Here is a 13,528-nt window from a genome sequence, read left to right on the forward strand (position 1 = left end):
ATTTTTTCATTAACGCGCAAGATATCCCTCCCATATTAATGCCTTCATTGCTTTTACCGCAGCAGCCATCCCAACTACTAGCGCTTGACTGATAATAGCATGCCCAATGTTCAATTCTGATATCTCATGAATCATCGTGATCGGCTGAACATTGTGGTAAGACAATCCATGCCCCGCAGCAACATAAATGCCTTGATTCGCCGCATAACTTGCCATGCTGGTAATTTTTTCCATAGCTACCTGAGCCTCTTCCAAATCGTTGGCATTGGCATAATGACCCGTATGTAACTCAACCATTTGTGCTCCAACTTGATGTGCTGCATCAATCTGTTCTTTGGCCGCATCAATAAATAATGAAACGCGAATAGCGGCTTGCTTTAACTGTTTCACAAAATACTCAACATCTGAAAAATAGCGCACTACGTCTAGCCCGCCTTCAGTCGTTAACTCCTCTCGTTTCTCGGGAACCAAACAGACATTATCAGGTTTAATAGATAAGGCGTGCTGCAGCATTTCTTCCGTCATTGCCATCTCTAAGTTCATACGAGTTTTGATGGCTTGGCGCATGATGATTACATCCATATCCTGTATATGGCGACGATCCTCTCGTAAATGTAATGTAATGAAATCTGCTCCTGCCGTTTCTGCAATTAAAGCTGCTTCAACAGGGCTAGGATAGGTAGTATGGCGACTTTGTCGTAAGGTAGCCACATGATCAATATTAACACCCAATTGAATCATTTTTATATTCCTTCTGCCTTTATCAAATTGATTAATCGCCTAGCATCCCCACATCACTCAGTATGCCGCGTACCAACAATTTACCGTGTGGCAACAAAGCTTCAATCCATTTTTTGGTCAGTCGTTTGGCAAAACGGCTGGTTTTGTCAGCAGAAAAATCACGTTTTGATATTGCTAATAATACGGATCCATCAGACACTAAATCTTGTGGCGAAAAAGAATGTACAACCTTAGGAAGTGATTTAGGGTTGCATAGATAAAAGCGTTCAGGTACCACAGGTTCGCCGTTGCTATCTTGATCAAGCGTTAACGAATAGCCAAACCATTGGAGTAGCGATAATTCAAAATGTCTCAAAATTATTGAGAGCTCGGATCGAGATGCTAGAGCACGGATTGTCTTATCATAAATATCAAAAAACTCAGGCAATGGATCATCTCGTGCAGTTAAACGCAAAACTAGTTCGTTGACATAAAAACCAGACCAAAGAAAAATATCCGTAAGTTGCACAATGCCATGACACCATTCTGCGCCATGTAACGTTCGTAAATCATTTTTACCAAACCAGGAAATATCAAGTGGCGCAAAAGGCATCAACACTCCCCTTAGCGCCGATTTGGGTCGCCTTGCACTCCTTGCTATCAGCGAAAAACGACCATAATATGGTGTTAGCACCTCAATAATTAAGCTACTTTCTTTCCAGGGCTGGCTCATTAATACATAAGCCATTTGATGGTCCACGCGGTTGAGCCGATCTTTTGGTTTCTGTGCCAACGCATCAATGTTTGGCATGATTGTCACCAGAATTTAGTTTAACCCACATTTTTAGCAAAACACGACGACCAATAAGCAGCTTTTCCATATCTTTGCGTGCTGTCACCGCAACTTTTTTTAATTTTTCACCATTTTTGCCAATCAACATACGTTTTTGGCTTATTTTATTAACCAGCAAAACAATATAGATATGGCACAAAGCATCCACTTCCACAAACCGCTCAACCTCGACAGAAACAACATAGGGAATCTCTTTGCCAAAATAACGAAATAGCTTCTCTACCACAATTTCACCAACCAAAAAGCGTTCGCTTTTATCCGTTATTGCTTGTACATCATAAAGTGGTGGCGAAATAGGTAGCTGTCCTCTTATGATAAACTTTAAATCATCCAACGCTTGGTGATGTTTTGCGCTGATTATTTGTTGTGCACAAAACGCAAATTGCATTTGGCAATAATCGGCAAAATCGGCTAATTTAGCTTTATTATTGACTTTGTCCACCTTATTAATCACTAAAATGACAGGCAGTGTTTTGGGTAATTGTTTAACTACCGCCATATCTCCATCAAGTAAATGCATGGCCTCCACAACCATCAAAGCGCAATCTACACCCTTTAGTGTTTCTGTAGCATGCCGATTCAGTGACATATGGCTTGTTGATTGAAATCCTGGCGTATCTACAAATACAAATTGTGTAATGGAATCCGTATAAATACCACGAATCACATGGCGAGTTGTCTGCGGTTTACTTGAGGTGATGCTAACTTTATTTTCTATAAGGTGATTCATCAGTGTAGATTTACCCACATTTGGACGACCTACTATTGCAACAAAACCGCAACGAAAACCAGTATCTGCACACATCCACTTAACTTTGTTTTATTTAAATTTAGCTAACATTGCTGCTGCTGCCTGCTGCTCGGCATTTTTTTTACTTGATCCGCTTCCTTTTGCACAAAGCAGTAGCTTATCAATGGTACATGTTACATCAAACCAAGACCCATTTGCTTTGGTGGCTTGATTAACAATAGTATAGTTTGGCAAAGGCAAGCGCTGTGATTGTAATGTTTCTTGCAGCACTGTTTTTGCATCCTTGGTTTGCAAAGGAAATTCTATTTGATTGACTCTATCTAAAAACAGATTTTGAATCACCACTTCCGATTCAACAAAACCTCCATCAAAACAAATGGCCGCAAATAAAGCTTCTAATCCATCAGCCAGGATAGAGGATCTATCAGCTCCTCCACTTTTTTTCTCGCCTTCCCCCAAAAATAAATGGTTGCCTAACCCTATGCTTCTTGCAATATCAGACAAGGTAGATTGATTCACCAACTTTGTACGAAGTAGGGTCAAATCCCCCTCAGTCAATGATGAAAATTGCTCATAGAGGATCCGCGCAATAACATAGTTAAGAATACTGTCTCCAACAAATTCTAGTCTTTCATTGTTAGGTGCGCCGTAACTGGAGTGCGTAAGCGCTTGCTTCAATAAAGATGGATCATCAAAATGATAATCCAATATTTCTTCAAGTGGTTGGCTATTAACCAAGCAAACCCGGTTGGTTAATGATGCCATTTTAGGGGTTGTCATAATATTATTGAATCGTTGTCCCGATTCGATTGGGCATTTTAAAATTCAACCAAATCATAAAGGCCTTGCCGACAATTGCGTGACCTGGCACAAAACCCCAATAGCGACTATCGTTGCTAGCATCCCTGTTGTCACCCATCATGAAGTAGTGGTTAGGCGGCACCTTACAAGTGAATGATTCGCCGCTCAGGTCATAATAACAATTTTTTGCAAAACGGTGTTTTTGCACACCCTCTAGGTAGACAGGAAGCATTTTTTGATCATTAAGTGTTTTAAAATGCTTTTGGTCAATTTGCTCAGTAAATTGTTGATTATAATGCAGCGTGTTTTCATCGTCTGTTGGATAAATGTAATTACCCTTTAAAACCTTATGGGTTGGTTTATCATTAATGAAAAGTGTTTTATTTTTATAGGTAATAGTATCGCCCGGCAATCCAACAATACGCTTGATAAAATCAACCTTTCTATTATCAACGGGCGCATTAAATACAACCACATCCCCTCTTTTTATACTATCAAACGACAAAACTACATAATTGAGAATAGGTAAACGTATACCATAGGTAAATTTGTTAACGAGTATAAAATCTCCAGGTACTAAACCAGGGCGCATGGAAGAAGAGGGGATTTGAAAAGGCTCAAAAAGAAATGCCCGTAACACAAAAACAGTCAATAAAATATAAAAAAAGTCACCACTATAATGTACAAAATGCCTAATGATTGGGTGTTTTTTGGTTGAGGGAGTTTTTAAAATAAAAGTTCTTATTATCCAACATATCCCTGTTACCAAAACTAGGCAGAACATACCGATTGTGAAGTTGGTTAAGGTTGATAAATAACCAAAGCCACCTGCTAAAAATAGTAAATACCCCCACTGCACAGTGGCTAACCCTTTTTCTCCTCGCTTATTACCAAAAATAATAAGTAAAATACCAATATGCATGCCTACTAAAAATAGCCAAGCCCATTGAGAAAACATAGTCATTTATCACCTACTTGTAAAACAGCAAGGAATGCTTCTTGAGGGATCTCAACATTACCTACCTGCTTCATTCTTTTTTTTCCAGCCTTTTGTTTTTCTAATAACTTGCGTTTACGCGTAATATCTCCACCATAGCATTTGGCGATCACATTTTTACGCAAAGCTTTAATAGTTTCTCTGGCCAAAATATGGCTACCAATAGCTGCTTGTATTGCAACATCAAACATTTGGCGCGGGATTAATTCACGCATTTTAGCAACAAGTTTTCTTCCGCGTAGCTGGGCGCTTTGCCGATGAATAATAGAGGATAAAGCATCTACACGATCTTTATTCACTAAAATATCCAATCTAACAAGATCAGCCACTTGGAACATTTTAAAGTGAAAATCAAGGGAAGCATAACCGCGACTCGCTGATTTTAACTGATCTAAGAAATCCATTACTACTTCATTCATTGGCATATCGTAGTTTAATACAACTTGGTGTCCAACATAATGAATATTTTTTTGCACCCCACGCTTCTGATTACATAACATCATAATGGATCCAACAAAATCATTGGGCACAATAACCGTTGCACTAATAATTGGTTCTCTAATCTCTTGTATAGTCGCTATATCAGGTAATTTGGAGGGATTTTCAATCTTAACTACTGTACCATCTTTTAGTAAAACCTCATAAACAACTGTTGGTGCTGTTGTAATCAGTTTTACATTAAATTCCCTTTCTAATCTTTCCTGTACTATCTCTAAATGCAACAACCCAAGGAATCCACACCGAAAACCAAAACCAAGTGCTTGAGAACTTTCTGGTTCAGATTTTAATGATGAATCATTTAACTGTAATTTTTCTAGTGCATCTCGCAACATTTCATAATCGTGACTTTCTACTGGATAAAGCCCAGCAAATACTTGCGATTGTACTTCCTTAAAACTAGGTAGTGGATATTTTGCTGGGTTATCAGAAAGTGTCATTGTGTCACCAACTTTAACAGACTGAAGTTTTCTAATACCCGCTACAACAAAACCAACTTCTCCTGCTGATAGCATTGATCTAACCAGTGACCTTGGAGTAAAAATTCCTATTTTTTCACAAATATATTCATGTTTAGTTAACATGAACTGTATTTTATCCTTTTGTTTAATCATTCCATCAAAAATACGAACAAGGATTACAACGCCTACATAGTTATCAAACCAAGAATCAATGACAAGCGCTCTAAGTGGCGCATTAATATCTCCTTTAGGGCAAGGTATTTTATTAACAATGGTCTCCAGAGCATCTTCTATCCCATGCCCTAACTTTGCAGAAACTTTTAACGCATGTACTGCTTCAATACCAATAATATTTTCAATTTCTTGAGATACTATTTCCGGTCGTGCAGCAGGTAGATCAATTTTATTAATAATTGGTAATACTTCTACACCTAACTCAATGGCTGTATAGCAATTTGCAACTGTCTGTGCCTCAACGCCTTGAGAGGCGTCTACTACAAGCAATGCACCTTCAGAAGCGGATAAAGAACGATTAACTTCATAGCTAAAATCAACATGGCCTGGCGTATCAATAAGATTTAATAGGTATGTTTCACCGTTTTTTGCTTGGTAAGAAAGAGCAGCAGTTTGCGCTTTAATTGTAATACCTCTCTCTTTTTCAATATCCATTGAATCAAGTATTTGTGTACCTTTTTCTCTTTTATCTATGGCACCACAATATTTAATAAATTGATCGGCTAAAGTCGATTTGCCATGGTCAATATGTGCAATGATTGAGAAATTTCGAATGTGTTTCATTTTATATAATTACAAAAATAGAGTTTGGAGACTGCAATTAATATCTTATTAAGATTTAGTTTATAAAAACTATAATTAAATTAATGTATTTTTGGTGGATAAAGTTTATATAGATGGTAAAAATTAGGTTTCATGTTGTTAACTATATTAAGAATTATTTTTGTATATAGTTGGGATAGATTGTGGATAGTTTAAGTAGATATTATTTTTGGTAATTTTTACATGGCTTTTGCTTGTGTTTTGAGTAGTTTAATGTGGATAACTTTGGTGGAGTTCATTTGTAAGTCTTACAAAATCAAAAACACTTAAGTTTTCGGCGCGACAATCCGGATCAACGTTACTTTTTTCAAGAAGTTTTGATGAAGTTAATGTTTTAAGGGCATTGTGAAGGGTTTTTCTACGCTGGCTAAAAGCTAAAGATACCAGTTTTTTAAATAAGATTTTATCTTGGACAGTGCCATATTTGCCGATAGATGGTTTCAGGCAGATAAAAGAAGATGAAACAGCTGGTTTGGGCCAAAAAGCATCTGCTGGTACATCAAATAGATGGTTGATGGAAAAATCATATTGCATGAGTACAGTTAAACGACCATAACTTGATGAAGAAGGCGTGGACAGTAATCGCTCTGCTACCTCCTTTTGTAGCATAAAGTACATTACATCAATTTGATTAATAAAATTGGCTAAGTAAAATAGTAAAGGTGTTGAGATGTTATAAGGTAGATTACCAACGATTTTTTTTAATCCAAAGATACTTGAAAAATTAAATTTGAGGACGTCTTGGCAATAGAGAGTTAGTTGTTGTGTAGAAAACTGTTGGAGTAATCTTGAGGCAATGTCCCGATCAATTTCGATAGCATAAAGATGCTCTAATACTTTAACAAGGTGTGTAGTAATAATTCCTAAGCCTGGACCAATTTCAATAACGTTGTCCTGTCGCTTAAGGTTAATGGCATTAACGATTTGGTGGATAATTGTTTCATCCTTTAAGAAATTTTGCCCAAAACGCTTCCTTGGAACATGGAATAAAGTCATATTATAAAATAATCATATTATCTCGATGAATCATTTCGGGTTCTATTAGGTGTACACCGCTATTTCCTATTAGTTCAGTAGAACACCCTACCATAATTTTTGCTTCGCTGGCACTATAGTTGATTAAACCTCTTGCCACCTCTTTTTTATTTTCGTTAATGCAGGCAACTAGATCGCCACGAACAAAATTGCCTTGTACCGAAAGAATACCAACAGGCAAAAGACTTTTTTTGTCTACACAAATTGCTTTAACTGCACCTACATCAAGCACCAATTGCCCAGCAGGCACTAATTGATCGGCCAACCAGCGTTTACGTGCCGCTATTTTATTTGTATCAGCCAATAATTTTGTACCAACAGATTCTCCATTAATAAGGCGAATTAGTATATCTTTTTCGTAGCCACACGCAATAATGGTATTTGCGCCACTTAAAGCAGCACGTCTTGCCGCCATAACCTTTGTATACATACCGCCTATGCCAAATTTTCCACCAACCCTACTTGCCGCCTTGGTCAGAAAGACATCATTGGCTTTTGCTTCTTTAATTAAAGCGGCATCTTTTTCGTGACGCGGGTCACCTGTAAATAAGCCGATTTGGTCTGTCAGAATAATTAATAAATCAGCATCAACTAGATTAGTTACTAGCGCACCTAATGTATCATTGTCACCCAAACGAATTTCATTGGTAGCCACTGTATCGTTTTCATTAATAATGGGAACAACTTGGTGGGACAAAAGAGTTTTTAGTGTGGAGCGTGCGTTCAAGTACCGTGTTCTATCCACTAAATCATCATGTGTTAGTAATATTTGGGCTGTATGAAGACTGTGCGAACGAAATAAAATTTCATAAGCATGAATAAGTTCCATTTGTCCTACGGCCGCAGCTGCTTGCAGTTCATGGATTCCTTTGGGCTTTGTTACCCACCCCAAAGTTTTGCAACCAGAAGCAATAGCGCCACTGCTAACCAAAATAACTTCTTTATTTTGGTTTTTGATTTGAGCAATTTGTCTTATCCAAGATTCCAGTGCATCAAAATCCAGCCCCAACCCTTCTTTGGTAATGAGGCTAGAGCCGATTTTAACGATGATTTTAGAAATGGATGACATATAAATTATTTTTTTTGAAATCAGACAGAAGCTATTTTTTGTAGACGTGCTACCCGATCGACAGTTAATGGATGTGTGCGAAATAAGTTAACAACGCCGTTTACCCCAGACAAGGGATTAATAATCATCATCTGAGCTGTCTCAGGATGTGCTATAGCAGACGGCAGCGTAATTTTATTTGCATAAGATTCAATTTTAGTTAGCGCATTGGCTAGAGAAAGTGGATCATTACTTATTTTTGCTCCTTCGCGATCTGCGTCGAATTCACGGGAACGGGAGATGGCCATCTGAATGAGTGCTGCTGCAATAGGAGCCAAAATTGCAATGAGTAGACCGAGTAATGGATTGCTGTGTCGACCTTCTTCATCTTTATTGCCGCCAAAAAATATAGCAAAATGAGCTAGCATAGAAATGGCACCAGCTAGTGTTGCGCAGACTGTCGCAATCAACGTATCACGATGTATGATATGAGCAAGTTCATGTGCCATGACGCCACGCAGCTCATGCTTGTTTAACAGGCTTAATAAACCCGTAGTGGCCGCAACGGAAGCGTGGTTTGGGCTACGCCCTGTTGCAAAAGCATTAGGTTGAGCCTCTTCAATAATATAAACACGAGGCATAGGTATTTTAGCTTGCACTGCTAATTCTTTTACAAGCGTATAAAGTGTCGATTCTGCTATATCACTAGTAATTTCTTTTGCGCTATATAAACGCAAAACCATTTTGTCAGAATTCCACCAAGCTAATAAATTAACAAAACCGCCAAAACCAAGTGCTAGTAGCATGCCTTTTTGGCCACCGACCCATTGTCCTATCAAGCCAAACAGCATAACAATGGATGCCATGAGTAGTATGGTTTTAATGTTGTTGATGTTCATGTTTTCCTCTTTAAAAAGCACAAAAACAATCAGTCTAAGGCAAGTAATGGGTCGTAGCGGATACCAAAAAATCAAGCACCGAACTGCTCACCACATTGCAAAAAATTGTTATTAATTAATGCCTCGGCAGGTAGCCGCTTGCTATTGGCAAACTGCAAAGCGGTAAGCCTGACAGCTTTTGATCCTGCTGCAACGATAATACCTGTCTTTGTTCGGTCAATAATTTCCCCGGGCTTGCCCTTAAAATCATTGATCAATTCAGCACCCCAAAGCTTAACAAGGCGATGATGAAGATAAGTAAAAGCGCCAGGCGATGGATTAAAGGCATGGATTTTACGCACGATAGTTAATGCATCATCTGTCCAACAAATATGGCCTTCAGCCTTTTGAATTTTTTCAGCATAACAAACGCCCGTTTCAGATTGATTAGTAGGTGTTATTTGATGTAAGGCATCGAGTGTCTTAGTTAGGAGTTCGGCACCCAATTTTGCTAGTTTATCGGATAACATTGCTGCATTATCATTAGGTAAAATGGGCATGGGTTGCCAAGAGAGGATAGGACCTGTATCTAATCCTGCATCCATTTGTGTTATTGTAACTCCTGTTTCTTTATCGCCTGCTTCAATAGCCCGCTGAATTGGCGCTGCTCCTCGCCATCTTGGTAACAATGAAGCATGAATGTTAAGACAGCCATATTTTGGCAGCACCAAAATGCTTTGTGGTAGCAGTAAACCGTAGGCAGCTACAATCATCAAGTCAGCACCCACCGAGCCAATGAGCGATTGAGCTTCAATATGTTTAAGGTTGTTAGGTTGTGCAATATTGAGGCGGTAATGAAGAGCAACATCTTTAATTTTGCTGCTTCGCATAAGCATTTTACGTCCAGCAGGTTTATCCGGTCGTGTTAATACTAACGCAATATTATGCCCAGCTTCTATTAAGGCTAATAATGCTGCCACCGCAAAATCAGGCGTGCCCGCGAAAATCAATCTCATCTTTTAGGACTTTTAAGATAGGCTACATATTACTTTCATGTAGCTTTTTTAGTTTTTGACGAATTCTTTGTTGTTTGAGTAAAGAGAGATACTCTACAAACAGCTTGCCATTTAAATGATCAATTTCATGCTGTATGCAAATTGCTGATAGCCCTGTTGCTTGAAAAGAGAATGTGTTGCCCTGTTGGTTGATTGCTTTAATAGCGATGTTTTTTGAGCGGTTAACTGTCCCCAGAAAGCCGGGTATGGATAAACAGCCTTCTTCGCAAGATATTTGACCGTCGCGATTGGTTATTTCTGGGTTCACAAATACCATAACTTGATTTTTTTCTTCACTAGTATCCATTACAAAGATGCGCTGTTGGATATTCACTTGTGTTGCGGCAAGACCAATGCCTCCTGCGGCATACATGGTTTCAATCATATCCGAAATATATTGCTTGGTTTGCTGGTCAAGCGCCTTAACAGGTTGAGCAATTTGGTGTAATCGCTCATCTGGATAATGCAGAATACTTAATAGTGCCATATTTTATTAACAAACGTATCTTGATATTTCTACAAAGGTATATATCAGGTATATTGTAGCGTAACTCCACAGTGATTAGCCCCTAAAATTTCCAAGAATTGCTGGGCATCTTCAAAAATAAACCGCAAAATTAGAAGGAAACGCAAAAGATACGTTGAGTGCTTGGAGCTATGGAGCTATCTAGGTGTTGGTGGCTAATTTAAAAACGCTCTATTTTTGGCAGACTGAAAATTTTTTTAAGCAAGAATTGTTAAGATAGCAATGAAGGTTGGTAGAATGTCGTGCTATTTGAAAATGGGATTGGGTGCATATGTTAGGCGTTTTGGCCTTTTTAGCTGGTTTTTTTAAGCATTTTGAATATTTTCCAGAGCAAATAGATTTGAAGCGTTGCTTGGTGATGGCTGGTTTCTCTGAAAATGAAATTGAAGAGGCCCTAAGCTGGTTGGAGCCACTGAAAGTTGCTCAGCCTTTAGAAACCGATGCTATTAGCAAAAGTCGCAGCATCAGGGTGTATTCAACCATTGAATGCAAAAAAATGTCTGTCTCGATCCGAGGTTTTATTCAATTTTTGGAAAGAGAGGGTGGTATTACCGCCTTGCAACGTGAAACGATTATCAACCAATTGCTCAGTTTACCAGATCAAGATATTACCCTCCACAGCGCCAAACTTATTGGGTTGATGGTTTTGTGGCCTCACAAGCAAGCATTGCCTGCATTGGTGAGAGAAAATTTATTGTCAGCCATTCCTATTGAACAAACCCTGCAATAAGTTTATGTAGCACATATTGCATGAATGTTTTAATCACAGAATAAGGTTATGTCCAGCCATCTACTTGTTGTTGAATCGCCCGCCAAAGCCAAGACACTTGGTAAGTATTTGGGCAACAACTTTAAAATTCTAGCGTCTTATGGGCACGTACGCGATTTAGTACCCAAAAATGGTGCCGTAGATGTGGATAATGATTTTGCAATGAAATACCAAAACATTGCTAGTCATACTAAATATATCAATGCTATTGTCAATGCTGCACGCAATGCACAATGTGTTTATTTAGCAACTGATCCGGATCGTGAGGGCGAAGCAATTGCGTGGCACATTACCCAGATTCTGCGTAGCAAAAAAATATTGCAGGATAAGACTATAAAGCGCTTAGCTTTTCACGAAATCACCAAGGATGCAGTACAAGAAGCCATTGCCAATCCACGTAACATTTTGCAGGAACTAGTGGATGCACAGCAGGCAAGGCGCGCATTGGATTACTTGGTTGGCTTTAACCTTTCTCCACTACTTTGGAAAAAAATTCGCCGTGGTTTATCTGCAGGACGCGTGCAAAGTCCTGCGCTGCGCTTAATTTGCGAGCGCGAACAAATGATTCGTGATTTTGTGACACAGGAATATTGGACGGTTCATCTGAGCAGCCACAAAGGTAGCCAAAAACTATTTGCCAAGTTAATGGCAGTAAATGGCAAAAAAATAGCACAGTTCGATATTCCTAATGAAGCTATTAAATCGGCTTTGATCGAGCAATTTGCTGAAAAAATGGCACGTGTTATTAAAATTCAAAACAAGAAAAAAACACGTAATCCTGCCCCCCCTTTTACCACCTCAACTTTGCAGCAAGAAGCTTCCCATAAGCTAGGCATGACGACTGATAAGACGATGCGTGTTGCGCAGCAATTATATGAAGGTGTGAATATTGGCCAAGAAACGGTAGGCCTGATTAGCTACATGCGTACTGATTCTGTAACGCTAGCAAAAGAGGCGTTATTGGATCTGCGTCGCTATATTCAGGTGAATTATCCAGCAAATTGTCTACCAGCCAAACCTATTTTATTTAAGAATAAAACTAAAAATGCCCAAGAAGCACACGAAGCTATTCGACCTACTTCAATTGACCGTGCTCCGGATAAGCTAAAACCTTACTTAACCCAAGATCAGTACAGATTGTATGACATCATTTGGAAGCGCACAATTAGTTGTCAGATGTCCCCCGCTATTTTTGAAGCTACAACAGTGGATCTTAAATTGGGTGAAGGGATTTTTCGTGCAACAGGCCAGGTGTTAATTTTTCCAAGCTTTTTATCTATCTATCAATACGCAGAAGGAATATCAGATGAAGAGGATCGCGATAATGTAGATTTGCCCGCTCTTAAAGAAGGGGAGTTATTAACAGTTGATGCGATTTATGGTGAGCAGCATTTCACACAGCCCTTAGCACGTTTTAATGAGGCTTCTTTGGTTAAGGCACTTGAAGAATACGGTATAGGACGACCTTCTACTTATGTGTCCATTATTTCTACACTCAAGCATCGCAAATATGTTGCATTTGAGAAGAAACGTTTTACGCCTACTGATACAGGGGAAGTGGTTAATAAGTTTCTTACCGAGCATTTTGCGCAATATGTTGATTATAACTTTACGGCACATATGGAAGATCAGCTAGATGATATTGCAACAGGTAATGGCCATTGGATAACTTTACTCCATGGTTTTTGGCGTGATTTTTCTGGGCAAATTTCTGCGAAAGCAAGCTTAACGCGTATGGAAGTAACTACTGAATCCTTAGATGAAGTCTGCCCAAAATGCAGTAAACCCATGCTATTGCGTTTTGGGAAACTCGGTCGTTTCGCGGGGTGTTCAGGTTATCCAGATTGTCGTTACACGCATAATATAAATGGTATTAGCGCGCAACAGATAACAGAAGAAAATTCCATGCTGGAGGGGCGTACTTGTCCGGTATGCCAAGGAGATTTATTAATTAAAAATGGATCCTACAGTAAGTTTATAGGTTGCACGAATTACCCACAATGCAAATACAGCGAACCCTTAGAAAAGCCTCAAGATACCGGGATAGCTTGTCCTTTGTGTCAACAAGGGCGCCTTATCACAAAAAAAAGTCGCTACGGTAAACTATTTTATGGTTGCAGCATGTATCCTAGTTGTCAGTATGCTTTATGGGATAAGCCCCTTAATGAATCATGTCCTACTTGCGGATGGTCTATTCTCATACAAAAAACGACTAAACGATCTGGTCACAGCAAGCGGTGTCCACAAAAAAATTGTGTTTATAGTGTTCCTATTCATACACCGGATGAATAGTTGCCAA

The 13,528-nt window shown here is 38.9% G+C and carries 13 protein-coding genes; 2 read left to right on the forward strand and 11 right to left on the reverse strand.

The window, feature by feature from the left end; all coding sequences use genetic code 11:
• Positions 1-9: 9 nt before the first annotated feature.
• The 11 genes from pdxJ to def form a co-directional block, all read right to left on the reverse strand.
• On the reverse strand, positions 10-741 hold the full coding sequence (gene pdxJ / locus IPK86_00490; GenBank protein ID QQS16729.1) for a pyridoxine 5'-phosphate synthase: 732 nt from the start codon (positions 739-741) through the stop codon (positions 10-12).
• 31 nt (positions 742-772) lie between these two features.
• Positions 773-1,531, reverse strand: coding sequence for a DNA repair protein RecO (gene recO / locus IPK86_00495; GenBank protein QQS16730.1), 759 nt, complete (start codon positions 1,529-1,531; stop codon positions 773-775).
• Positions 1,518-2,378 (reverse strand): GTPase Era, encoded by an 861-nt coding sequence (gene era / locus IPK86_00500; GenBank protein QQS16731.1) that lies wholly within the window; start codon positions 2,376-2,378, stop codon positions 1,518-1,520. The genes recO and era overlap by 14 nt, the downstream gene beginning before the upstream one ends.
• A 15-nt stretch (positions 2,379-2,393) precedes the next feature.
• Positions 2,394-3,089 (reverse strand): ribonuclease III, encoded by a 696-nt coding sequence (gene rnc, locus IPK86_00505; protein ID QQS17007.1) that lies wholly within the window; start codon positions 3,087-3,089, stop codon positions 2,394-2,396.
• Positions 3,090-3,108: 19 nt separating this feature from the next.
• On the reverse strand, positions 3,109-4,083 hold the full coding sequence (gene lepB, locus IPK86_00510) for a signal peptidase I (protein ID QQS17008.1): 975 nt from the start codon (positions 4,081-4,083) through the stop codon (positions 3,109-3,111).
• Between the two features lie 2 nt (positions 4,084-4,085).
• Entirely contained in the window at positions 4,086-5,879 is a 1,794-nt protein-coding gene (lepA, locus tag IPK86_00515; protein ID QQS16732.1) for an elongation factor 4, read from the reverse strand.
• Between the two features lie 249 nt (positions 5,880-6,128).
• Positions 6,129-6,914: a 16S rRNA (adenine(1518)-N(6)/adenine(1519)-N(6))-dimethyltransferase RsmA gene (gene rsmA / locus IPK86_00520; protein ID QQS16733.1), complete on the reverse strand. Its 786-nt coding sequence runs from the start codon at positions 6,912-6,914 to the stop codon at positions 6,129-6,131.
• Between the two features lies 1 nt (position 6,915).
• Positions 6,916-8,022 (reverse strand): glutamate 5-kinase, encoded by a 1,107-nt coding sequence (locus tag IPK86_00525; protein ID QQS16734.1) that lies wholly within the window; start codon positions 8,020-8,022, stop codon positions 6,916-6,918.
• Between the two features lie 20 nt (positions 8,023-8,042).
• Complete coding sequence (gene htpX, locus IPK86_00530) at positions 8,043-8,900, reverse strand: zinc metalloprotease HtpX (protein QQS16735.1); 858 nt, start codon at positions 8,898-8,900, stop codon at positions 8,043-8,045.
• A gap of 71 nt (positions 8,901-8,971) precedes the next feature.
• Positions 8,972-9,895: a methionyl-tRNA formyltransferase gene (locus tag IPK86_00535; protein QQS16736.1), complete on the reverse strand. Its 924-nt coding sequence runs from the start codon at positions 9,893-9,895 to the stop codon at positions 8,972-8,974.
• Positions 9,896-9,917: 22 nt separating this feature from the next.
• Positions 9,918-10,421, reverse strand: coding sequence for a peptide deformylase (def, locus tag IPK86_00540; protein ID QQS16737.1), 504 nt, complete (start codon positions 10,419-10,421; stop codon positions 9,918-9,920).
• A gap of 310 nt (positions 10,422-10,731) precedes the next feature.
• Here def and IPK86_00545 point away from each other — a divergent pair, with 310 nt between their 5' ends.
• Both IPK86_00545 and topA read left to right on the forward strand, forming a co-directional pair.
• Complete coding sequence (locus tag IPK86_00545; GenBank protein QQS16738.1) at positions 10,732-11,190, forward strand: DUF494 domain-containing protein; 459 nt, start codon at positions 10,732-10,734, stop codon at positions 11,188-11,190.
• A gap of 48 nt (positions 11,191-11,238) precedes the next feature.
• Positions 11,239-13,521: a type I DNA topoisomerase gene (gene topA, locus IPK86_00550; protein QQS16739.1), complete on the forward strand. Its 2,283-nt coding sequence runs from the start codon at positions 11,239-11,241 to the stop codon at positions 13,519-13,521.
• Positions 13,522-13,528 lie beyond the last annotated feature (7 nt).

This window comes from Neisseriales bacterium (genome assembly GCA_016699915.1).
GTDB lineage: Bacteria > Pseudomonadota > Gammaproteobacteria > Burkholderiales > Q3-R57-64 > Q3-R57-64.